The following is a 22497-nucleotide window of genomic DNA, read 5'->3' as shown; positions in this document are numbered from 1 at the left end:
CCCCCAGGGCCGCCACCCCCTGCGCCGGGGCGCCCGGTGGCTGCTTTGCACAATGCTGCTGCTGGTCGTGGTGGCGCTGGCCGCCGCGGCTTGGCTGCTGGGCACCGAATCCGGCCTGCGTACGGCGGCCGGGCTGGCGCGGAAGGCAGGCGTGGAGATCGAGGCGCCCAGCGGCTCCCTGGCCGGCTCGCTGCGGCTCGGCCGGCTGCATTTCGCCAGCGACCAGCTAGTGCTGGACCTGCGCGGGCTGGAGCTGGACTGGCGGCCATCCGCGCTGTTGTCCGGCCAGCTGGCGGTCCAGCGCCTGCGGGTGGCGGAGGTGGACGTTTCCCGCCGTGCCGCGCCCGACGATGAATCCGATTCTTCGCTCACCGCGCCGGACAGCCTGCGCCTGCCGCTGGTCGTGGCGGTCGACAGTCTGGAGGTGGATCGCTTCGCCCTGCGCGATCTGGACGATCCGGTCGCGCCGCCCGCTTTCTCCTTCGAAACCCTGCGCGCCGCCTTCCACAGCGACCGCGAGCATCACCGCCTGGACGGCCTGCAGATCCGCCTGCCTTTCGGTGACGCCACCCTGGCTGCCGAACTCGGCGCCGCCAGCCCCTTTCCGCTCAAGGCCAAGGCCAGCCTCGCCGGCCAGCGCGAGGCGCATGACTACCGCCTGAATCTCGGCGCCGATGGCGATCTGCTCGCGCCGCGGCTGCAATTGCAGGCCGAGGGCGTCGGCATGCAGGGCAAGGGCCAGGTCGAAGCCACGCCCTTCGAACCGTTGCCGCTGCGCAATCTGCAACTCGAACTGAGCGGGCTGGACCCCTCGCGCTTCGCACCGGAAGCGCCCAAGGCGCGGCTCGACCTCAATGCCGATCTGCAGGCACAGGCGACCGCGGACGGCGGCATCGGCCTGCAAGGGCCGGTGCGCTTGACCAACCGCCAGCCGGATACCTGGGATCGCGGCGGCCTGCCGGTGGACAGCCTGGCCGGCCAGCTCTACTGGCGCGGCGCCGAGGCCGGCGTGGATGGGCTGGAGCTGCGCCTGTCCGGCGGTGGCCGCATCAGCGGCAGCGCCAGCCGCAAGGCGCCCGAACCTTCGCCCGTGCCTGCCGGCGCACCGGCCGCGGATGAGCCGGCCGCCGTCATCGGCCAGGTGCTCGCCGCGCTGCGGCTGGAGGGCATAGACACCTCCCGGCTGGACAGCCGCCTGCCGCGCCAGCGCATAGGCGGTTCGCTGCGGGCGGAGGCGGACGACGCCCGTCAGCAGGCCGAGCTGGCGCTGCAGGTGGGCAGCGCCAGGCTGGACGGCAAGGTCGAGCTGCAGGCCGAGGCGGATGGCGCCCGCCGCTTCGCCGCCAGGACGCAGCTGCGCAGCCTGGACCCGAGCGTGGTTTATCCCGGCGCACCGTCGGCGCGGCTCAACCTGGACCTGGATGCCAGCGGCCGTCTGGCCGAGCCGCTGACGCTGGACCTCGCCTTCGCCATGCCGGAAAGTCGCTTCCAAGGCCATCCGCTGACCGGCAAGGGCAAGCTCAGGCTGGAGGGCGAGCGCCTGCCGCTGGTGGATCTCGCGCTGGACGTGGCCGGCAACAAGGTCGCCGCCAACGGCGCCTGGGGCGGCAAGGACGATCGCCTGACGCTGAACGTGGATGCCCGGGCGCTGGCCGCGCTGGGCTACGGCCTGGCCGGCCAGGCCAGCTTGCAGGGTGAAGTGCGCGGCGGGCTGGAAGAGCCGGCTGGCTCGATGCAGCTCTCTGCCAATGCGCTGGCCTTGCCCGGCGGGCTGCGCATCGCCAGCGCGCAGGGGCAAGGCACATTGGAAGCGGGCAAGAGCGGCCGCTTCGCGCTGGCGCTGAACGTGCTCGGCGTTCGCCAGGCGGGCGAGTCCGGCACGCTGGTCGACAACGCCAACCTCAACGTCCAGGGCCGGCGTGACGCGCATGTGATCGAACTTGCCGCCGAGGGATTGCAGCACGACACCTTGAGCCTGAGCCTGGAGGGCGGCGCGGATGCCGCCGCCAGCGGCCCGCGCTGGCGCGGCAGCCTCGTCCGGCTGGAGGTCGGCGGCCGCTTCCCGCTCAAGCTGGAGGCGCCGGCGGCGCTGGAACTGGCGGCCGACCGCGCGCAGCTCGCCACCGCTGCCTTCTCCGCCGGCGAGCGTGGCCGCATCCGGCTGGAGGAAACCCGCTGGTCGCCCGCCTCCAGCGCGGTGCGCGGCTCGCTCACCGGGCTGGTGCTGGACTTGGCGGCCATGCAGGACGGCCGGCGGCGTAGCCGCGGCGCGCTGACGCTGGGCGCCGAATGGGATCTGCGCCTGAGCAACACGCTGGATGGCGAGGCGCGGCTGTTCCGCGAGTCTGGTGACCTCAGGCTGGATACCGGTGCCGGGCTCAGCCTGGGGCTGGAGACGCTGGATGCGCGCCTCACCGCCCAGGCCAATCGTCTCGGCTTCAGCTTCAACCTCCGCGGCCGCGAGCTGGGCGAAGTCGTCGGCTCAGCCAGCACCCAGCTGTCGCGCACCGCCGACGGCGGCTGGCAGCTCGCGCCGGGTGCGCCGCTTGCCGGCTCGGCCACGGTGTCCATTCCCTCCATCGCCTGGGTGGGCCGCCTGCTGGAGGAGAGCGTGGAGACCGCTGGCAGCCTGAATGCCGAGTTCTCGGTCGGCGGCACGCCGGCGGCGCCGCAGGCAGCCGGCACCATCAAGGGCGCCGGCCTGCAGATCGCGCTGGTGGACCAGGGCCTGATCCTGTCCGGCGGCGAACTGGACGCCGCCTTCGACCGCGAGCGCCTGAGCCTCAACAAGCTGGCTTTTGTCTCGCCCAACCGGGCCAGGCCGCGCGACAACCGGGTGCCTTTCGCCCGCCTCACCGCCACGCCGGGCACGCTGGAAGCCAGCGGGGAGGTGGCGCTGGAGAGCGGCGACGGCCGCTTCCAGTTCAGCGCCGACCGCCTGCCGCTGCTGCAGCGGGCGGACCGCTGGCTGATCCTCTCCGGCAAGGGCGAGGCACGCACCACCTGGTCTTCGGCCAACATCTACGCCGCTTTCCGCGCCGATGCCGGCTACCTGGAGATGGGCGAGTCGGCGCCGCCGGCGCTGTCGGAAGACGTGGTGGTCATCGGCCGCAACGACCAGCCGGCGGAAGAGGGCGAGGGCTTCGCGCTGACCGCGGATGTGCGGGTGTCCCTGGGCGATGCCCTCTACCTCTCCGCGCTGGGGGTGGACACCCGCCTCGGCGGCGAGCTGCGCCTGCGCCAGCAGCCTGGACGGGGCCTCAGCGCCACCGGCACCGTGTCCACCGTGGACGGCAGTTTCCGCGGCTACGGCCAGAACCTGTCGATAGAGCGTGGCCTGGTGAACTTCCAGGGCCCGGTGGACAACCCCGGCCTCAACATCATCGCGCTGCGCAAGGGCCTGGCGGTGGAGGCGGGCGTGGCGATCACCGGCAGCGCGCGGCGGCCGGAGGTAAGGCTGGTGTCCCAGCCCAATGTGCCGGACCCGGAGAAGCTGTCGTGGATCGTGCTCGGCCGGGCGCCGGACGCCGCCGGCGGCGCCGACCTCGCACTGTTGCTGCCGGCGGCGCAGGCGCTGCTGGGCGGCCCCGGCGGCGGCATGACGGAGGAGCTCACCCGCAGCCTGGGCTTCGACAGCTTCTCCATCGGCCAGGGCGAGCTCAACAGCGCTTCCCGCACCGCCACCAGCCAGGTGGCCGGCGGTGGCAGCACGGTGAGCGACCCCACCGTCACCGGCCAGGTGCTGTCGGTGGGCAAGCGCCTGTCCTCCGACCTGATGCTGTCCTTCGAGCAGAGCCTGGGCGGCGCAGAGACGCTGGTGAAGCTCAGCTACCAGCTCAGCCGCCGGGTGTCGCTGGTGGCCCGCGGCGGCACCGACAACGCGCTGGATGTGTATTACTCCCTCTCTTTCCGTTGATATCGGGAACCGACGCTTGAATGCGGCGTCGGCTATGTTGTCTTATGAGCAAAACCCCAAGAGAACAGAGAGAGGCGAACGAAATGACGACGACTAACGAAACCCGGCGAGAGACGGCGATTCTGGGCGGCGGATGCTTCTGGTGCCTGGAAGCGGTGTTCCTCGAAGTGGAGGGGGTGGAGTCGGTGGTCTCCGGCTACAGCGGCGGCCACCTCGAGGCCCCCACCTACCGCCAGGTGTGCGCTGGCGGCACCGGCCACGTCGAAGTGGTGAAGATCGAGTTCGACCCGGCGCGCATCAGCTTCCGCGAGCTGCTGGAGATCTACTTCACCATCCACGATCCCACGACCCTGGACCGCCAGGGCAACGACATCGGCACCCAGTACCGCTCGGTGATCTACTTCACCTCCGACGAGCAGTTCCACACCGCGCTGGCGCTGATCGAGGAACTCGGCGAGGCGCGCGTTTACCCGCACGCCATCGTCACCCGCGTCGAGCGCGCCGGTCCCTTCTGGCCGGCCGAGGTGGAGCACCAGGAGTACTACGCCAACAACAGCGACCAGCCCTACTGCCAGTACGTGGTGGCGCCCAAGGTGGCCAAGTTCCGCGAGAAGTTTGCCGGCCGCCGGCGGCAGGGCGGGTAGAATCGCCGCTTTTCGATCACGCAGGAGAACCCCGATGACCCAGACCACCACGCCCAGCGGCCTCGTCTACGAGGACATCGAGAGCGGCAGCGGCGACCTCGCCGAGAAGGGCGCCATGGTGTCGGTGCACTACACCGGCTGGCTGACCGACGGCACCAAGTTCGACTCCAGCAAGGATCGCAACGACCCGTTCAACTTCCCGCTGGGCGCCGGCCACGTGATCCGCGGCTGGGACGAGGGCGTGCAGGGCATGAAGGTGGGCGGCACGCGCAAGCTGACGATTCCGCCGGAGCTGGGCTACGGCGCACGCGGCGCCGGCGGCGTGATTCCGCCGAACGCCACCCTGGTGTTCGAAGTGGAGCTGCTGAAGGTGCTGTGAGCCTGTTCAGCTTGCTCGCGCGGTAAGAAGAAACGCCGGCTTGTGCCGGCGTTTTTGTTTGGCCGTCCGGTTGGCGCCGGGGCGCTTCAGTTCGTCTCCGCGATCACCTGCAGGATGGCATCGCCGTAGGCGTCCAGCTTGCGGTCGCCGATGCCGGAGATGCCGGCCAGCTCATCGCGGCTGGACGGGCGGGCGACCGCGATCTCGCGCAGCGTGGCGTCGTGGAAGATGACATAGGCCGGCACGTTGCGCTCCTTGGCCGTCTCGGCGCGCCAGGCGCGCAGGCGGTCGAACAGCGTGGTCGGGATGCCGCCGGGGATGTCGATGCGGGCCGGGCGCTTGCTGCGGCGCTTGTCGCGCTCCGGCACCAGCCGCATCAGGAACTCGGCTTCGCCGCGCAGCAGCGGGCGGGCCAGGTCGGTGAGCGCCAGCGCGCCGTAGCGCTCGTGGTCCACCGCCACGTATTCGCGCGCCACCAGCTGGCGGAACAGGGTGCGCCACTGCTTTTCGTCCAGCTCGGCGCCGATGCCGAAGGTGCTCACCTGGTCGTGCCCGCGCTCCAGCACCTTCTCGCTGCGCTCGCCGCGCAGCACGTCGATGAGGTGGCCGGCGCCGTAGCGCTGGCCGGTGCGATAGACGCAGGACAGCGCCTTGCGCGCGGCGTCGGTGGCGTCCCAGGTCTGCGGCGGGTTCAGGCAGTTGTCGCAGTTGCCGCAGGGCGCGGCGTCCTCGCCGAAATAGGCGAGCAGGTGCTGGCGCCGGCAGGTGGTGGCTTCCACCAGGCCGACCAGCACGTCGAGCCGGTTGCGCGCCAGGCGCTTGAAATCCTCGCCGGCTTCGGATTCGTCGATCATCCGCCGCTGCTGTACCACGTCCTGTGCGCCCCAGGCCATCCATGCCTGCGCCGGCTGGCCGTCGCGGCCGGCGCGGCCGGTTTCCTGGTAGTAGCCCTCGATGGAGCGCGGCAGGTCTAGGTGGGCGACGAAGCGCACGTCCGGCTTGTCGATGCCCATGCCGAAGGCGATGGTGGCCACCATCACCAGGCCGTCCTCGCGCAGGAAGCGGGTCTGGTGCTCGGCGCGCTGCTCGGCCGGCAGGCCGGCGTGGTAGGGCAGGGCGTTGACGCCCTGCTCGCACAGCCAGGCGGCGGTCTCTTCCACCTTGCGGCGGGACAGGCAGTAGACGATGCCGGCGTCGCTGGGGAAGTCCTCGCGGATGAAGCCGAGCAGCTGGCGCCGCGCGTCCTGCTTGTCCACGATGGTGTAGCGGATGTTGGGGCGGTCGAAGCTGGAGACGAAGCGGCGCGCGTCCTCCAGCCGCAGGCGCTGGGCGATTTCCTCGCGCGTCTGGCGGTCGGCGGTGGCGGTGAGGGCGATGCGCGGAATCGAGGGGTAGCGCTCCGGCAGGATGGAGAGCTGCAAGTATTCCGGGCGGAAGTCGTGGCCCCACTGGGACACGCAGTGCGCTTCGTCGATGGCGAACAGCGCCAGCCGGCCGGTGTCGCGTAGGTGGTCGAGCTGATCGAGGAAGCGCGGCGTCATCAGTCGCTCGGGGGCGACGTAGAGCAGGTCCAGCTCGCCGTCGTAGAGCGCGCGCTCCACCGCGCGGGCGCGGTCCATGTCCAGGCTGGAGTTGAGGAAGGCGGCGGAAACGCCGGCTTCCACCAGCGCGCTCACCTGGTCGTGCATCAGCGCGATCAGTGGCGACACCACGATGGCGGTGCCCTCGCGCAGCAGCGCCGGCACCTGGTAGCACAGGGATTTGCCGCCGCCGGTGGGCATCAGCACCAGGGCGTCGCCGCCGGCGGCGACATGCTCGACGATGTCCTGCTGCGGACCGCGGAAGGCGGTGTAGCCGAAGACGTGTTCTAGGACGTGGAGTGCGGAGGGGGCGGGCGGCATGGGCGACATCGGCGGCTATTCTACCGGCGAGCGCCGGCGCTGTATGCGGCGTGGCGTCGCTGCTCTAAACTGCGGCATCCTGCCGTCCGTCGGACAGTGTTGCGGACGACACGCACTTAGCGCCAGTAACCGGAGCCTGCATGAGCGACGACGATCTGCTCGAGTTTGCCGATGAACCGCAACCCGTAACCGGGCCGCATGGGGAAAGGAGCCGGTTGGCATGGAAGATACTGATCGTCGATGACGACGAGGATGTACACCGCAGCACCGAGCTGAGCCTCTCCGGCACCGAGATCCTCGGCCGGCCGCTGCAGTTCCTGCATGCCCATTCCGCCGCCGAGGCGCGCAGCTTCTTCGCCCAGGGCGCCGATCTGGCGGTGATCCTGCTCGACGTGGTGATGGAGACCGAGGATGCCGGCCTGCGGCTGGTGGAGGAGATCCGCAACCGCTACGCGCTGCGCGAGACGCGCATCATCCTGCGCACCGGCCAGCCCGGCTACGCCCCCGAGCTGGAGGCGATACGCGACTACGACATCAACGACTACAAGAACAAGACCGAGCTTTCCCGCGGCCGGCTGTATGCGGCGCTGACGGCGGCGATCCGCACCTACATGCAGATCCACGTCATCAATGCTGGGCGCATCGGCCTCAGCAAGATCATCAATGGCAGCGCCTCGCTGCTGCAGACCAGCGGCATCGCCGAGTTCGCCGCCGGCGTGATTACCCAGATCGCCGCCCTGCTGGGCTTGCAGCCGGAGGGCCTGGTCTGTGCCCGCCGGGATGGCGACACCCGGCCGGTGGTGATCGCCGCCGCCGGCCGCTTCGAGCATGCCATCAGCCATCCCCTGTCCGCCATCGGCGACCCCCTCATCGCCGGCATGCTGGAGCGGGCGCTGGCGGAGGGCGCCACCGTGCTGGAGGCGGGCAACGGCCTGGCGCTGCACATCGGCGGCGGCTCCGACTGCGCGCTGGCCGCGTACGTGGATGCGGAGCTGGTGGACGAAGGGCTGGATGCCCACCTCATCCAGATGTTCTGCGCCAACGTTTCCGTCTGCCTGGACAACGCCCACCTGCTGGAGCGGCTGAACGCCTACTCCTACTACGACCAACTGCTCAACCTGCCCAACCGGCGTCACCTCATCGAGCTGGTTGACCGCCACCTCGCCGCCGGTCCCCGCGGCGACGGCCTGCTGGCGGTGATCGACGTGGATCACTTCGGCGAGATCAACGGTGCCCTCGGCCACCGCTTCGGCGATTGCCTGCTGCAGGCGGTGGCCGAGCGCCTGGCGCACGGCTGCGGCGATGCCCAGGTGGCGCGGGTGGGCAGCGACACTTTCGCGGTTTTCTGGTGCGGCAGCAGCCCGGACGAAGCCACCCTGGCGGGGCTGTTCGAGCGGCCGCTGGCGGTGGAGGGCAACGAGATCACCGTCTCCGTCACCATCGGCCTGGTGCGGCTGAAGGAGGTGCAGGGCGACGGCAGCGAGGCGCTGGAGGATGCCTTCCTCGCCCTCAAGCAGGCCAAGCGCGCCGAGCGCGGCAGCCTCACCAGCTACACCCGCCGCATCGGCGAGGAGATCCGCGACCGCGTCAATCTGCTCAATGAGCTGCGCAAGGCTTTTGCCGACGATCATCTCTTCCTCGTCTACCAGCCGCAGATCGAGCTGGCGAGCGGCCGCTGCGTCGGCGCCGAGGCGCTGCTGCGCTGGCGCGCCGCCGATGGCCGCATGGTGCCGCCGGACCGCTTCATCGCCCTGGCCGAGCGCTCCGGCCTCATCACCCCGCTGGGCGAAAGGGTGATACGCCACGCCTGCCGGCAGGCCGCCGAGATGGCGGAGGCGGGCTTCGATATCCGCATGGCGATCAACGTCTCCTCCATCCAGTTCCGCGACCCCAGCTTCCTCGACAAGCTGCGCGCCGCGGTGGCCGACAGCGGCGTGCGGCCGCACTGCATCGAGCTGGAGATCACCGAGTCGGTGGCCATGGGCGAGCCGGGGCGGATGATCGAGCTGTTCGACCAGATCAAGGCCATGGGCCTGGAGGTGGCGATAGACGACTTCGGCACCGGCTTTTCCTCGCTCTCCTACCTGCAGCAGATGCGTGTGGACCGGCTGAAGATAGACCGCAGCTTCGTCTCCGAGCTCGATCGCCCGGGCAAGGGCGCGGAGATCGCCGAGCTGGTGTGCGGCCTGGGCCACCGCCTCGGCCTGGAGCTGGTGGCCGAGGGCATAGAGACCGAAGCCCAGGCCGAGGCGCTGCGCGCCATGGGCTGCGAACTGGGCCAGGGCTGGCTGTATGCCAAGCCGATGCCGGCAGCCGAGTGGCTGGCCTGGCTGCGCGCCCACGCCGGTGCCCGCGGCTGACATGGGTGCGGGCCGGGGCGCGGGCTGGCGCCGCCTCGCCGCCGGCGTGCTGGCGGTGGCGGCGGTGCTGGCCGCCGGCGCCTGCGCCAAGCCGGAGCCGGTGCGCATCGGCTTCATCGGCAGCCTCAGCGGGCGCTTCTCGGATGCGTCCATCGAGGCGCGCAGCGGCGTGCTGATGGCGCTGGACGACGCCAACGCCAGCCAGTCCGGCCGCCGCTTCGAACTGGTAGTGAGGGACGATGGCCAGCAGCCGGAGACCGCCCAGGTCGCCATGAAGGCGCTGATCGATGCCGGCGTGGTGGCGGTGATCGGGCCGATGACCAGTTCGGTGGCCGAGGTGGTGGTGCCGATGGCGAACGAGGCCGGGGTGACGCTGCTGTCGCCCTCGGTTACCGGCAGCCAGCTGCAGGGCAAGGACGACTACTTCCTGCGCGTGGTCTCCACCGCGCACACCTATGGTTCGGTCAGCGCCCGCTACTTCCTGCAGGCCGAGGGCAGCCGGCGGGTGGCCTTGATCACCGACGAGGCCAACGCCGCCTACACCGCGGACTGGGCCGACAGCTTCGAGAGCGCGTTCACGGCCGGCGGCGGCAGCGTGGTGCGCCGGGAGTCCTTCCGTGGCGACACGCCGTCCAGGCTGCGCCCCCAGGTCGAGCGCATCCTGGCCGCCCGGCCGGACCTGGTGGTGGCGGTGGCCAGCGTGGTGGATGTGTCGCGCATCGCCCGGCTGGTGCGGGCGCGGGAGCCGCGGCTGCGCCTGGCGGCGTCGGAGTGGGCAGCCACCGAGCAGTTGATGGAGATAGGCGGCCGCGCGGTGGAGGGCATGTACGTGCCGCAGTTCTTCGACCGCGACAGCAGCGCGCCGGCCTACATCGCCTTCCGCCGCAGTTACATCGAGCGCTTCCAGGTGGCGCCCGGCATCGTCAGCGTGGCCGCCTACGACGCCGCCCATCTGCTGCTCGACACCCTGCGCGAAGCGCCGGACGCGAGCCGCGCCGAGGTGCGCCGGCGCCTGCTCGCCCACGGCGGTTTCGACGGCCTGCAGCACAGGGTGGCGCTGGACGCCTACGGGGATTCCCGCCGTGATCTCTTCATGGCGGTGGTGCGGGTGGGGCAGTACCGCAAGGTGGCGCTGCTGGACGGGGGCGAAGCCCGATGAGCCGCCTGTCGCGCCTGTGGCCCGGTTTGCCGCCGCGCTGGCGGGCGCGGCTGCGGCTGCCGGCGGCGCGGCTCTCGCACCTGCTGTTCCTGCGCTCCATCCTGGTCGCCACCATCACCTTCGCCATCGTCTACCCGCTGGTGGTCGGCTGGCTGCTGCCGCAGAACGAGGGCGAGGTGGAGCGCCGCCAGATCCAGCTTGCCCGCGCCATCCGCGCTCAGGTGGAGTCGGTGCTGGATGGGCCCCGCTTCGCCGTCTCCAGCTTCGCCCGCATCCTCGCCGACCTCGGCCGCGGGCCGGAGGCGACGCTGTCTGCCCGGCTGGATGCCTTCGTCGATGCCGGCAGCGGCTTCTCCAACGTTTATCTGCTGGATGGCCTGGGCATGGTGGTCGGCGTCGGCGTGGAGTCCGAGCGCAGGCTGCTGCGGGATGAGCTGATCGGCCTAGACTTCTCTTCCCACCCGCTGTGGCGGCTGGCGCAGGATGCCGCGGACGTGCGCTGGACGGACGCCTTCCTGTCGCCAGTCAGCGCCCGCCGCACGGTGGCGGTGGCCTACCGCATCGGCGCCCACACCGTCATCGCCGAGCTGCAGCTGAAGGATTTCATGACGCGGGTGCAGGGCCTCAGCGAGGGCAGCAGCGTGGCCACGCTGGTACTGGACAGGCGCGGCCATGTGCTGGTGGACTCTTCCGCCGACCCCGATACCCACTACCAGGATTTCAGCGGCTTCGATTTCGTCCGCGACCGCAGTCGCGATGAATGGCCGCTGGTGCATTTCGAGATGATGGGCGAGGAGATGGTGGGCTCCCTGCTGCGCATCCCGGAGCTGGACTGGCGGGTGCTGGTGATGCGGCCCACGGTGGAGGCCTACCGGCCGGCGCGCACCGCCGGCGCCATCATGATGCTGGGCCTGCTGTGCGCGGTGGTGCTGGGCCTGGCTGGCGCTGGCATGCAGGCCGCGCTGTTCGGCCGCCAGTTCCGCAGTCTGGGCGAATTCGCCGAGCAGGTCGCCCGCGGCGATTACGGCCTGCGCTGGCGGCGCTCGCGGGTAGTCGAGTTCAACGAACTGGCCGCGGCCTTCGGCGGCATGAGCGAGGCCATCCACAGCCGGGAAGAAGCCATCGCCGCCAGCCAGGCGGCCTACCGCGAGATCCTGGAGAGCACCTCCGAGCTGGTACTGCGGCTGGACGACGTGGCGCGGGTGGAATACGCCAACCCTGCGTTCTGCCGCCTGCTGGGCGTGATGCCCGAAGCGCTCGCCGGCCGGCCGCTGGATGCCTACCTGCAGGCCGAGGAGGGCGCCGGCGGCAGCTGGTGCGACGCGGCCGTCGCCGCGCTGCGGGCCGGGGCGCCTACCGCCTCTTTTGAAGGCCAGGTGGTGGATCGCGCCGGCGGCCATCACCGGGTGGCGTGGACGCTGCACCTGGGCGAGCGGGGCAAGGGCGGCATCGCCGCCATCGGCCACGACCTCACCGCCCGCTGGCTGGCGGCGGAGGCGCTGCGCCGCAGCGAGGCCCGCCTGCGGGCGATGCTGGACAACGCCACCGAGGTCGCCATCCAGTGGTATGACGCCGCCGGCCGGGTGGTCTACTGGAACCCGGGCTCCGAGCGCCTGTATGGCTTCACCGCCGGGCAGGCCATCGGACGCACGCTGGAGCAGCTGGTGCTGTCGCCGCGGCAGGCCGAGCAGTATGCGCAGATGCTGGCCGGCATAGACCGCGCCGGCGGCACCCGTGGCCCGGAGCTGATGGAAGTGCGCCGTGCCGATGGCCGGGTGCTGCAGGTGCTGGCCACGCTGTTCGCCATTCCGGCCGAGGAGGAGGGCGACTACTACATCGTTGGCATCGACCTCGACGTCACCGCGCAGTTGGAAGAGGAGAGCGCCCGGCGCGAGGCGGAGCGCAAGTTTTCGGCGGTGTTCCAGGCTTCGCCGGTGCCGATGGCCGTGTGGTCGGCGGACCTGCGGCTGGTGGACGCCAACGCCGCCTGGGAGCGCCTGTTCGGCTTCGATGCCGAGGCCTCCCGCGGCAGGGTGAATCACACCTTCGGCCTGTGGTGCGACACCCAGCAGCGGGCGAGCTTCTTCGAGCGTATCGCCGCGGCGCCGCTGGTGCAGGCGGAAGAGGCCTGGATGCAGCCGCAGGGCGGCGGCCGCCGGCGCTTGTGCGAAGTCTCCGGCAACAAGGTGGAGCTGGCCTCGCTGGGGGTGATGTTCGTCGTCGCCTACGAAGACATCACCGCCGAGCGCGAGGCGGCGCAGCAGCTGCGGGAGCTCAACGACACGCTGGAACTGCGGGTGAGCGAGCGCACCGCCGAACTCAGCGCCGCGCTGGATCACCTGCGGGTCACTCAGGAGGGCCTGCTGCGCTCGGAGAAGATGGCCGCGCTGGGCTCGCTGGTGGCGGGTGTGGCCCATGAGCTGTCCACCCCGCTGGGCAACAGCCTGATCGCCTCCAACACGGTGCGCGACCATACCCGCGCCATGCAGCGCGAGCTGGCGCAGGGGCTGAAGCGCTCCTCGCTGGAGCGTTACCTGGAAGAGACGGTTTCAGGCAACGACATCATAGAGCGCAACCTCGGCCGGGCCGCCGAGCTGGTGGCCAGCTTCCGCCAGGTTGCGGTGGACCAGGCGAGTTCGCAGCGGCGGGAGTTCGCCCTCACCGAGGTGGTGGACGAGATCGCGATGACGCTGCGCCCCTCGCTGAAACGCCTGCCCTACGCCTTGGAGACCGAGGTGGCCGAAGGCTTGATGCTGGACAGCTACCCCGGCCCGCTGGGGCAGGTGCTGACCAACCTGATCAACAACGCCATCACCCACGCCTTCGAGGGCCGCGACAGCGGCCGGGTGAAGGTCAGCGGCCGCGCGGATGGCGAGGAGCATGTGCTGATCGAGGTGAGCGACGACGGCTGCGGCATTCCGCCCAGCCATCTGCGCCGCATCTTCGACCCCTTCTTCACCACCCGGCTGGGCCAGGGTGGCAGCGGGCTGGGCCTGCACATCGTCGATTCGCTGGTGCGCGACCTGCTGGGCGGCAGCATAGACGTGAGCAGCGCGCCCGGCTGCGGCACCACCATGCGCCTGCGGCTGCCGCGCCGGCCGGGCGTCGGCGCCCTGGAGCCTTTGCCGGCGGCGGGAGAAGAAAGCGCCAGCACGACGGACGCTGGCAAGGGTGTGAAGGACGCCTGAGCGACGCGGGCGGCAGCGGAGGTCGTCCGCTGGTGCGGCGCCTTCAGCCTGCTCCGGGGGGCTGGCGGGAGTTGGCGCGACCCGTTCGTTCCAGGATCAGGCGACCGGTTGTCTCCCTGAGCGGGGAGGGCGCCAGTCCCTGCCGGCGCCCTGCGACGGTGCCTCCCGCCCCGCCTTCCAGCCACTTTTCCGCGTGCAGCCTCAGAGGCATTCCAGCTCGTAGTACAGGAAAAAATCCTTGCCTACCGGCTCGCTGCGCTCGGCGTATTTGCGCCAGCCCTTGGGGCACAGGCCGGCCATCTGCTTGTGCATGGCGGTGACCACGTGCAGCGCAGAGTAGGGCGTGTCGTCGCTGCGGTCCAGGGTGTAGCGCTCGCGGATCTCGTAGCGCATGCCGCGGAGCTCTTCCGGCGCAGCCGCAGCGGCGGGCTTGGCCGTCGCCGGTGCGATTGTGCGCGGGGTATTGGCGGCGCCAGCGGTCGCGGAATTGGCGGTAGCCGGTTTGGCTGCGGCGCCACCGTCCTCATAGGCCTTCACCATGGGCTTGCGCCGGCCGCTCTCGATCTTGCCGTCGGTTTCGCGCCAGACCTTGATCGAATCGCTCTTGTCCTCGAAGAACTGCTGGAAGCGCAGGGAGTCGGCCTGGTCGACGTCGGACTCGGCCATTGCCGGGCCGGGCAGCAGGCTGGCGAGCAGGAGGAGGGAGAGTTGCAGGCGGGAGCGGGTCATCTGGAAGGTCCTGTAGCGGGGCCGCCGGTGCGGCGGCGGATGCGGGGGATTGTTTTCAGCGGGCAAAGGCACCAGCGGGGAAACCCGCCGATGCCGATGCGATGAAGCGAGAAGCCGGGGAAGCGGAGATCAGAAGTTGATCTCGTAGCCCACGCCTATGGTCTTGTCCGACGGCTTGCCGGTGCTGTAAGCGCTGTCGCCTTCGACGTCGACCTGGGCGTAGTAGCCATAGAACTTGGAGTTCTTGTCCAGCTTGTAGTCGATGCCGACCGCGATCTGGGTGGCTTCGGCGTCGGAGCGGTTGGCGGTCAGCGGCTTGCTCTCGGAGTAGCCGTACTGGGCCTTCAGCACGATGGCCTTGGTCGCGGCCCATTCACCGCTCAGCAGCCAGGCGTCCTGCTTCTCGAAGCTGCCGCCGAACTGGTTGATGCCGGAAGGAACGCCGGCGATGGCGTCTTCGCTCTTGTGCTGGCGGGCGGTCTGGTACAGCGCGCCCACCTTCACCGCGCCCAGCTTCACTTCGCCGACCAGGCGGGTGATGTCCGAGCTGCCCGCGCTGCTGTTGCTGGCCATGTTCTGCTCGTGGGCCAGTGCCAGGTAGAGGTCGGTGCCGGCGCCATAGGTCAGCGCGAAGGAGGCGGAGTCGGCCAGGCTGTCGTCTTCCTTGCCGTCGGCGCCGATGGCGCTCTCGCCCGGCGAGAAGGCGGCGGTGAGGTTGAAGCCGCTGAAGTCCGGCGAGGTGTACATGATCATGTTGTCGCGGCGGAACTCGCCGACGAGGAAGTTCGACATGTCGCCGATCTGCAGATCGTTGAAGCGGTCGACCTTCTCCTGGATGAGCTTCAGCGGCGTGTCGTGACGGCCGAAGAGGAAGGTGCCCCAGCTGCCTTGCAGGCCGCCGACGATGTTGCGGGCGGCGAATTCGCGGCCGTTGCTGTTGGTGCCGGTATCGACCGAGATCTCGTACTCGAGCTTGTAGACGGCCTTCAGACTTTCGTTGATGTCGTAGTCGCCCTTGACGCCGATGCGGGAAGCGTTGCTGCGCATCTGCCAGTCATCGCGCTCGCTGACGACCTGGCCGCCGCTGATCTGCTCCATGTCGAACTTCTGCAAGGAAGCGTTCACCTTGCCGTAAACCGTCGGGCCGGCGGCGAGGACGGTGGCGGGCGCGCTCAGCGCGAGGCCGGCCAGCAGCAAGGGCAGTGCTTTGAGTTTCATCCAAAATCTCCAGATCGGGCTGCCTGCTTGGCTGCCCGGGGTTCCTGTCTGACGGACGGCGGTATGGGAGGGGGCCCGCCGTAAGGGAGTCCGCTATTGCGGCGGGCGCCAGTGTGTCCGTCCTGTTTTGCAGGAATTTAAATAGGAGGTTTCAGAAAAATTAAAGAAATCTGTATGGCATGAAGCGAAACCGGCTGCCCTTCTTCAGCCGGCCGGCTATTACTTTCCGCGGATGCGGCGGATCAGCGCGGTGGTGGAGCGGTCTACTTCGAACGGAATAGAGTGGACTTCGCCGCCCCAGCCGCGTACTTCCGTCGCGCCGACGATGCGTTCGGGCGCCCAGTCGCCGCCCTTCACCAGGATGCCGGGGCGCGCCTCGAGGATGCGGGCAAGCGGCGTGTCCTCGTCGAACCAGGTGACCAGGTCCACGCTGTCGAGCGCGGCCATCACCGCCAGGCGGTCTTCGAGCGGGTTCATCGGCCTGTCGTCGCCCTTGCCCTGGCGCTTCACCGAGGCGTCGGTGTTGAGGGCCACCACCATGGCCGCGCCTAGCGCCCGCGCCTGCGCCAGGTAGGTGACGTGGCCGCGGTGCAGGATGTCGAAGCAGCCGTTGGTGAACACCAGCGGCTGCGGCAGGGCGGCGGCGCGTTCGGCCAGTTGCTCCGGCGGGCAGATCTTGGCTTCGAAGGCGGGGCGGGCGTAGGGGCGGGTGCTCATGGTCGGAGGCGCCTGACTGGAGGAAAGGGCGGAATTCTAGCCCGCGTCCGCCAGCGGGGGCGTGCGCGGCGCGGGCCGGGGATCAGGCGACGTCGGCGAGTTCGGCAGCCTGGGCGCCGCCGTCCTGCGGTTCCATCGCGCCGCAGTCCAGCGCGGCGAGGTGGCGCGCCGCCTTGGCCGCCTGCTCGGCCGCCCGCCGCAGCAGGCTGGCCTGGCGCAGCCGCTCCTGCATCTCATGGATGTTGAGGCGGGCGTGGGCGCCGGCGGCGAGCAGGTTTTCCTTCAGCCGGGCGTAGTCGCTCTCCACCCGCAGCAGCTGTTCCTCCAGCGCGGCGGCGCGGAAGCCCTCGGTGTCGGTCTCTGCCTGGCGGGCAAGTTCGGCGGTGGCGGTGGTGAAAGCGAGCGCGGCGGCAGCGAGTTCCTCGTCCGCCAGGGGGCCGAGCAGGCCGCCGAGTTCGGCGGCGTGGCGGCCGTAGTCGGTGCCGGTCTGCTGGTACTGCAGCACGCGCAGGCTGCGGGCGAGGCGTTCGCCCAGCGCCAGCGGCAGGCTGAGGGAGGTGATGCGGCCGCTGTAGCGGTCTATGGCCTCGGCCAGGGTTTCCAGCCGGGTGCGGGCCGTCTGCACGCCGGTGGTGTCGGCCGGCTGGGCGGCGGCGCAGGCCAGCGCGGCGCAGGCGTACTGCTGGGTGCGGCCGAGCTCGCGGCGCAGTGCGCGTACCGCGAGGTCGGGCACGGCGACGGCGTTGGCGTCCAGGTACTGCGGCCGGGTCTCGTTCTCGTCGCCGCCGAAGCGGGCGGAGAGGACGCGCAGCAGCCAGTCGGCCAGCGGCACCATCAGCAGCACGCCGAGCACGTTCACCGTGGTGTGGAAGAGGGCGATCATCACCGCCGGCGTCGGCGTGCCGCCGAACCAGCCGCCGATGCGCTCGACGAAGGCGATCAGCAGCGGCAGCAGCATCAGCGCCACCGCGCTGGCGATGAGGTTGAAGAACACATGCGAGGCGGCCAGCCGCTTGGCGTTGGGCGTGGCGCCGATGGCGGCGAGGATGGCGGTGAAGGTGGTGCCGATGTTGGTGCCGATGGCGATGGCACAGGCGGTTTCGATGGGCACCAGGCCGGTCTGGGCGGCGGTGATGACCAGGGCGATGACCGCGCCGGAGGCCTGCATCAGCAGCGTCAGTACGGTGCCGAGGCCGACCAGCAGCAGGTAGCCGGTAACGCCGGGAATGGCGAGAGCGGCGAGATCGAAGCCGCGGCCGAAGGCGGAGAAGGTGTCCTGCAGCACGCCGATGCCGATGAACAGCAGGCCGAAGCCGGCCAGCGCCTGGCCCAGCGCGCGGCCGCGCACCGCGCGGGTGGCGACCATGAGGATGGCGCCGGTGCCGACGAAGGGCAGGGCGAAGGCGTCGATCTTGAAGCCGAAGCCGAGCGCGGCCACCAGCCAGGCGTTCATGGTGGAGCCGACGTTGGAGCCGAAGATCACCCACAACCCGTTCTGCAGCGACAGCAGCCCGGTATTCACGAAGCCGATGCTGGCCAGGGTGACCGCGGTGGAGGACTGCACCAGCGAGGTGATGAGCACGCCGGCGGCGAGGCCGCGCAGGCGGGTGGAGGTGGAGCGTTCCAGCATGTCTTCCAGTGCGCGGCCGGCGGCGAGCTTGAGGCCGTCGGTGAGCAGGTGCATGCCGAGCAGGAAGAGGCCGATGCCGCCGAAGAAGCCGGAGGCGGTTTCGAATGCGGAGGGTAGACCGGTTTCCAGGGTGTTTTCCTTCTATGCAGTGCCCCGTGCGCTGCGGAGCAGGGTGTGAAGCGTAATACGGCAGCGGGGCCGGGGAGAAGCCTGCGCTTCTGCCCGGCCCCGCGGTGTTGCTGCCGGAGGGCGGTGGGAATCCCGCGAGGGATCAGGCCTCCAGGTGGGAGTACAGCGCGGTGGAGAGGTAGCGCTCGCCGAAGGAGGGGATGACGACGACGATGAGCTTGCCCTTGCTCTCCGGCCGCTTGGCGATTTCCAGCGCGGCCTGCACCGCGGCGCCGGAGGAGATGCCGACCAGCAGGCCTTCCTGCGCGGCCAGTGCGCGGGCGACGGTGAAGGCGTCCTCGTTCTTCACCCGGACGACTTCGTCATAAACCTCGGTATTGAGGATGGCCGGCACGAAGCCGGCGCCTATGCCCTGGATGGGGTGCGGGCCCTTCGGGCCACCGGACAGCACCGGGCTGGCATCCGGCTCGACGGCGACGATCTTCACGCCCGGGCGGCGCGCCTTCAGCACTTCGCCGACGCCGGTGATGGTGCCGCCGGTGCCCACGCCGGAGACGAAGATGTCGACCTGGCCATCGGTATCGCGCCAGATTTCCTCGGCGGTGGTGTTGCGGTGGATTTCCGGGTTGGCCGGGTTCTCGAACTGCTGCGGGATGAAGTAGCGCGGGTCGGCTTCGGCCAGGGCCCTGGCCTTGGCGATGGCGCCGCCCATGCCGTCCGGCCCCGGCGTCAGGATCAGCTCGGCGCCGTAGGCCTTCATCAGCAGGCGGCGCTCGCGGCTCATGGTCTCCGGCATGACGATGGTGCACTTGTAGCCGCGTGCGGCGCAGACCATGGCCAGGCCGATGCCGGTGTTGCCGGAAGTGGGCTCGAGGATGATGGTATCCGGGCCGATCTTGCCGGCCTTTTCGGCGGCATCCAGCATGGCCGCGGCGATGCGGTCCTTCACGCTGTGGGCCGGGTTGAAGAACTCGAGCTTGAGGGCGATGGTGGCGTCCAGCCCCGCGGCCAGGCGGTTGAGGCGGACGAGCGGGGTGTTGCCGATCAGTTCGGTGACGTTGCTGGCGATCTTCATCTGGATTCCTCCGGGGAAAAGTCGGGTCGCGCCATTCTAGGAGGATTCGCCGGCCTGCCTAAGCACCTGAACCTATAAGTTCAGAACTAAGGCGATGCAGCAACCGGCCCGCGCATGAGGCGGGCGCGGGCCGGTCGCCGCCTTACATCTGGCCGCCGCGCAGGTAGCGCAGATGCCAGGACAGGGCTTCGTCCAGCAGGTGCGGCGTCTGCTTGCCTTCGGAATGCAGCAGGGCGCGCTTGTAGTAGTCGTTGAGCGCTGGGCGGAAGTGCGGGTGGGCGCAGTTTTCGATGATCACCCTGGCCCGCTGCTTGGGCGACAGTCCGCGCAGGTCGGCCAGGCCCTGTTCGGTGACGATGATCTGCACGTCGTGCTCGGTGTGGTCCACATGAGAGGCCATCGGCACGATGCAGGAGATTTCGCCGCCCTTGGCCTGCGAGGGCGTCATGAAGATGGAGATGTAGGCGTTGCGGGCGAAATCGCCGGAGCCGCCGATGCCGTTCATGATGCGGGTGCCCATGACGTGGGTGGAATTGACGTTGCCGTAGATGTCGGCCTCTATCATCCCGTTCATCGCGATCACGCCCAGGCGGCGGATCAGCTCCGGATGGTTGGAGATCTCCTGCGGGCGCAGGATGATGCGCTCGCGGTAGCGGGCGAGGTCGGCATTCAGCTCGGCCAGCGCCGCCGAGGACAGCGAGAAGGCGGTGGCGGAGGCGCAGGCCAGCTTGCCGGACTTCAGCAGGTCCAGCATGCCGTCCTGCAGCACCTCGGTGTAAGCGGTGAGGTTGTTGAAGGGGCCCTGGTCCAGCCCGGCCATCACCGCGTTGGCGATATTGCCGACGCCGGACTGCAGCGGCAGCAGGTCCGCCGGCAGCCGGCCCTTTTTTACTTCATGCTGGAAGAACTCCAGGATGTGGCCGGCGATGAGGCGGGAGCTTTCGTCCGGCGCGCTGAAGGCGGAGTTGCGGTCCGGCGTGGCGGTTTCCACCACCGCGATCACCTTTTCCGGGTCGCAGCGCAGGTAGGGTTCGCCGATGCGGTCGTCCACCTTCACCAGCGGAATCGGCTTGCGGTGCGGCGGCAGCGCGGTGCCGTAGTAGACGTCGTGCATGCCCTCCAGCGCGCTGCTCTGCCAAGTGTTCACCTCCAGGATGATCTTGTCCGCCTGCTCCAGCCAGGTCTTGTTGTTGCCCACCGAGGAGGATGGGATGAGGCGGCCGTCTTCCAGCACGCCGGCCACTTCCACTACCGCCACATCCAGCTTGCCGAGGAAGCCGAACCAGACGAACTGGGCGACCTGGGACAGGTGCATGTCCAGGTATTCCATCTCGCCGGCGTTGATGCGCTTGCGGCAGGTGGGGTCGGACTGGTAGGGCAGGCGCAGCTCGACGCCGTCCACCATGGCCAGCGCGCCGTCCAGCTCGGGCGCGGTGGAGGCGCCCGTCCAGACGCCGATCTTGAAGTTCTTGCCGTGCAGGTTGGCGTCCATGATGCGCTTGGCCAGCGCGCCCGGAACGGCCTTGGGGTAGCCGGCGCCGGTGAAGCCGCTCATGCCGACATTGACGCCGGAGGGAATGAGCGCGGCGGCGGCTTCGGCGTTCATCAGCTTGGAACGGAGTGCGGGAGACAGGATACGGTCGGAAGAGGTCATGACGATGGAAAGCGTAGGGGAGCCATGGGCGCACCTCGGGTGCGTCCTCCTTTGCCTCCTTCACGCCCCGGTCGTGATGCCGTGCCCGCGGGTGGCGGGCCTTGTGTCTGCCGAATGGGGATCGGGCCTTGGGCCTCTTGCTGATGTCGGGCGGTCGGGATCGCCGGCCGCCTGCGAAGCGGGGAATTATACGGCCATTTCCATTCGGTAGCGTATGGGAATGGCGGTGCGGCTAGGTGTAAATGTCTTGCAGATCAAGGCGCTTAAATATTGCGCTGCAACATTCTTGCCGGTGGGAAAACCCGAACTGCATCGCCGTGCCGCCCGTCCTTCCTTGTGCTTAGCAAATATCGCGATGCAGCATATTGACTTTGATCAAAATATCGTGTTGCGACCGAGAAATTCGCTATGGCATGATCGGCTCGACCGTGCGGAAAGGCCGGGAACCACGAAAAACAAGGCTTTCCGCGATGGAGGATCGTTCCGGCCGATGCGGCGGACGATGGCGGTGCCCGATTCCAGCCCCAAAGCTGCGACATCCTGGATGTGCACTTTGCGCAGCCTCAAGATGGCTGCGCGCCATTGCTCCGCCTGTCCGCCGAAACTGCATCGATGGGGGTTGGGACATGGGTCTTGCCGCTCGCATTGCAGGTTCAGCGCTTCTTCTCGTTCCGGCTGCGGCGGCGTACGCCCAGCATGCGCCGGCACGCTACAACCTGCAGAATCCGGTCACCGGTATCGCTGAGCAGATCCATGACATGCACACGCTGATGCTGGTGATCTGCCTGGTCATCTTCGTCGGCGTGTTCGGGGTGATGTTCTGGGCGGTGATACACCACCGCCGCTCGCGTGGCGCGGTGGCCGCCAACTTCCATGAGAACACCACGGTGGAGATTGCCTGGACGGTGATCCCGGTGCTCATCCTGCTCGGCATGGCCTGGCCGGCGACCAAGACGGTGATCGCCATGAAGGACACCTCCGAGGCCGACATCACCATCAAGGCCACCGGCTACCAGTGGAAGTGGGGTTACGACTACCTGCAGGGAGAGGGCGAGGGCATACGCCTGCTCTCCAGCCTCTCCACCCCGCGCAACCAGATCGAGGGCGCCGCCGCGAAGGGCGACAACTACCTGCTGGAAGTCGACAACCCGGTGGTGGTGCCGGTGGGCAAGAAGGTGCGGGTGCTGTTGACCGCCAACGACGTCATCCACTCCTGGTGGGTGCCGGCTTTCGGCGTGAAGCAGGACGCGATCCCCGGCTTCATCCGCGATAGCTGGTTCAAGGCCGACAAGGAAGGCGTGTACCGCGGCAACTGTGCCGAGCTGTGTGGCCGCGACCACGGCTTCATGCCGATCGAGGTGCATGTGGTGTCGGCCGAGAAGTACGCCGCCTGGGTGGCTGAGCACAAGGAGAAGGCTGCCGGGGCCGCCGCCGACGAGGCGCGCGAGTGGTCCATGGCGGAGCTGATGACGCGCGGCGAGCAAGTGTTCGGCACCATCTGCGCCGCCTGTCACCAGGCCAATGGCAAGGGCTTGCCGCCCACCTTCCCGCCGCTGGACGGCTCCCAGGTGGTGCTGGGCGACAAGGCCGGGCAGATCGACATCGTGCTCCACGGCCGGCCGAACACCGCCATGGCGCCTTTCGGCGGCGCGCTGTCGGACGCCGACGTCGCCGCCGTCATCACCTACACCCGCAACAGCTGGGGCAACCACACCGGCGAGGCGGTACAGCCGGCGGAAGTGAAGGCGGGGCGAAACAAGAGCTGAGCGCCGCAGGCGAAACAAGGGCAACCCAGGCA

General features: G+C 69.5%; 14 protein-coding genes. 7 read left to right on the top strand and 7 right to left on the bottom strand.

Annotation, left to right across the window (positions count from 1 at the left end; genetic code table 11):
* The first annotated feature begins 52 nt into the window (after positions 1–52).
* The 3 genes from GRF61_RS01385 (at position 53) to GRF61_RS01375 (ending at position 4939) form a co-directional block, all read left to right on the top strand.
* Positions 53–3916, top strand: a complete 3864-nt coding sequence (locus tag GRF61_RS01385; protein WP_348982327.1) for a translocation/assembly module TamB domain-containing protein — start codon at positions 53–55, stop codon at positions 3914–3916.
* A gap of 83 nt (positions 3917–3999) precedes the next feature.
* On the top strand, positions 4000–4560 hold the full coding sequence (gene msrA / locus GRF61_RS01380) for a peptide-methionine (S)-S-oxide reductase MsrA (RefSeq protein ID WP_169148946.1): 561 nt from the start codon (positions 4000–4002) through the stop codon (positions 4558–4560).
* A 34-nt stretch (positions 4561–4594) separates the two neighbouring features.
* Positions 4595–4939, top strand: coding sequence for an FKBP-type peptidyl-prolyl cis-trans isomerase (locus GRF61_RS01375; RefSeq protein WP_133589580.1), 345 nt, complete (start codon positions 4595–4597; stop codon positions 4937–4939).
* A gap of 86 nt (positions 4940–5025) precedes the next feature.
* On the opposite strand, the gene recQ is transcribed toward GRF61_RS01375, so the two are convergent.
* Positions 5026–6840: a DNA helicase RecQ gene (recQ, locus tag GRF61_RS01370; RefSeq protein WP_248281061.1), complete on the bottom strand. Its 1815-nt coding sequence runs from the start codon at positions 6838–6840 to the stop codon at positions 5026–5028.
* Positions 6841–6980: 140 nt separating this feature from the next.
* Between recQ and GRF61_RS01365 the strand changes: the two genes are divergently transcribed.
* From GRF61_RS01365 to GRF61_RS01355, 3 genes are read left to right on the top strand one after another with little or no spacing between them, the layout of a single operon-like run.
* Complete coding sequence (locus tag GRF61_RS01365) at positions 6981–9200, top strand: EAL domain-containing protein (protein ID WP_169148944.1); 2220 nt, start codon at positions 6981–6983, stop codon at positions 9198–9200.
* A 1-nt stretch (position 9201) separates the two neighbouring features.
* Complete coding sequence (locus tag GRF61_RS01360; protein WP_169148943.1) at positions 9202–10359, top strand: ABC transporter substrate-binding protein; 1158 nt, start codon at positions 9202–9204, stop codon at positions 10357–10359.
* Positions 10356–13547, top strand: coding sequence for a PAS domain S-box protein (locus tag GRF61_RS01355; protein WP_169148942.1), 3192 nt, complete (start codon positions 10356–10358; stop codon positions 13545–13547). Before GRF61_RS01360 ends, GRF61_RS01355 begins: the two co-directional genes overlap by 4 nt.
* A 201-nt stretch (positions 13548–13748) precedes the next feature.
* Here GRF61_RS01355 and GRF61_RS01350 read toward each other — a convergent pair whose 3' ends face one another.
* The 6 genes from GRF61_RS01350 to GRF61_RS01325 form a co-directional block, all read right to left on the bottom strand.
* Positions 13749–14276, bottom strand: coding sequence for a hypothetical protein (locus GRF61_RS01350; protein ID WP_169148941.1), 528 nt, complete (start codon positions 14274–14276; stop codon positions 13749–13751).
* Between the two features lie 129 nt (positions 14277–14405).
* Positions 14406–15494, bottom strand: a complete 1089-nt coding sequence (locus GRF61_RS01345) for a porin (protein ID WP_169148940.1) — start codon at positions 15492–15494, stop codon at positions 14406–14408.
* A 219-nt stretch (positions 15495–15713) separates the two neighbouring features.
* Entirely contained in the window at positions 15714–16211 is a 498-nt protein-coding gene (gene rfaE2 / locus GRF61_RS01340) for a D-glycero-beta-D-manno-heptose 1-phosphate adenylyltransferase (RefSeq protein WP_169148939.1), read from the bottom strand.
* A gap of 82 nt (positions 16212–16293) precedes the next feature.
* Positions 16294–17904 carry a Na/Pi symporter gene (locus GRF61_RS01335; protein ID WP_348982328.1) on the bottom strand — a complete coding sequence of 537 codons (1611 nt, stop codon included), beginning with the start codon at positions 17902–17904 and terminating at the stop codon, positions 16294–16296.
* A 208-nt stretch (positions 17905–18112) separates the two neighbouring features.
* Positions 18113–19045, bottom strand: a complete 933-nt coding sequence (gene cysK / locus GRF61_RS01330) for a cysteine synthase A (protein ID WP_169148937.1) — start codon at positions 19043–19045, stop codon at positions 18113–18115.
* Between the two features lie 142 nt (positions 19046–19187).
* On the bottom strand, positions 19188–20699 hold the full coding sequence (locus GRF61_RS01325; protein WP_169148936.1) for an acetyl-CoA hydrolase/transferase family protein: 1512 nt from the start codon (positions 20697–20699) through the stop codon (positions 19188–19190).
* Positions 20700–21325: 626 nt separating this feature from the next.
* Here GRF61_RS01325 and coxB point away from each other — a divergent pair.
* Entirely contained in the window at positions 21326–22465 is a 1140-nt protein-coding gene (gene coxB, locus GRF61_RS01320) for a cytochrome c oxidase subunit II (RefSeq protein WP_169148935.1), read from the top strand.
* The last annotated feature ends 32 nt before the right edge of the window (positions 22466–22497 follow it).

Origin of the sequence: Azoarcus sp. TTM-91 (assembly GCF_012911025.1) — a bacterium.
GTDB lineage: Bacteria > Pseudomonadota > Gammaproteobacteria > Burkholderiales > Rhodocyclaceae > Azoarcus.
The sequence above is the reverse complement of the archived record's forward strand: the minus strand, read 5'-3'. Positions and strand labels throughout refer to the sequence as shown.

What these genes read in the sequence shown, in the direction of transcription:
- GRF61_RS01385 (WP_348982327.1), top strand. Translation starts at nt 53, where the DNA reads ATGCTGCTGCTGGTCGTGGTGGCGCTGGCCGCCGCGGCTTGGCTGCTG.
- msrA (WP_169148946.1), top strand. Translation starts at nt 4,000, where the DNA reads ATGACGACGACTAACGAAACCCGGCGAGAGACGGCGATTCTGGGCGGC.
- GRF61_RS01375 (WP_133589580.1), top strand. Translation starts at nt 4,595, where the DNA reads ATGACCCAGACCACCACGCCCAGCGGCCTCGTCTACGAGGACATCGAG.
- recQ (WP_248281061.1), bottom strand. Translation starts at nt 6,840, where the DNA reads ATGCCGCCCGCCCCCTCCGCACTCCACGTCCTAGAACACGTCTTCGGC.
- GRF61_RS01365 (WP_169148944.1), top strand. Translation starts at nt 6,981, where the DNA reads ATGAGCGACGACGATCTGCTCGAGTTTGCCGATGAACCGCAACCCGTA.
- GRF61_RS01360 (WP_169148943.1), top strand. Translation starts at nt 9,202, where the DNA reads ATGGGTGCGGGCCGGGGCGCGGGCTGGCGCCGCCTCGCCGCCGGCGTG.
- GRF61_RS01355 (WP_169148942.1), top strand. Translation starts at nt 10,356, where the DNA reads ATGAGCCGCCTGTCGCGCCTGTGGCCCGGTTTGCCGCCGCGCTGGCGG.
- GRF61_RS01350 (WP_169148941.1), bottom strand. Translation starts at nt 14,276, where the DNA reads ATGACCCGCTCCCGCCTGCAACTCTCCCTCCTCCTGCTCGCCAGCCTG.
- GRF61_RS01345 (WP_169148940.1), bottom strand. Translation starts at nt 15,494, where the DNA reads ATGAAACTCAAAGCACTGCCCTTGCTGCTGGCCGGCCTCGCGCTGAGC.
- rfaE2 (WP_169148939.1), bottom strand. Translation starts at nt 16,211, where the DNA reads ATGAGCACCCGCCCCTACGCCCGCCCCGCCTTCGAAGCCAAGATCTGC.
- cysK (WP_169148937.1), bottom strand. Translation starts at nt 19,045, where the DNA reads ATGAAGATCGCCAGCAACGTCACCGAACTGATCGGCAACACCCCGCTC.
- GRF61_RS01325 (WP_169148936.1), bottom strand. Translation starts at nt 20,699, where the DNA reads ATGACCTCTTCCGACCGTATCCTGTCTCCCGCACTCCGTTCCAAGCTG.
- coxB (WP_169148935.1), top strand. Translation starts at nt 21,326, where the DNA reads ATGGGTCTTGCCGCTCGCATTGCAGGTTCAGCGCTTCTTCTCGTTCCG.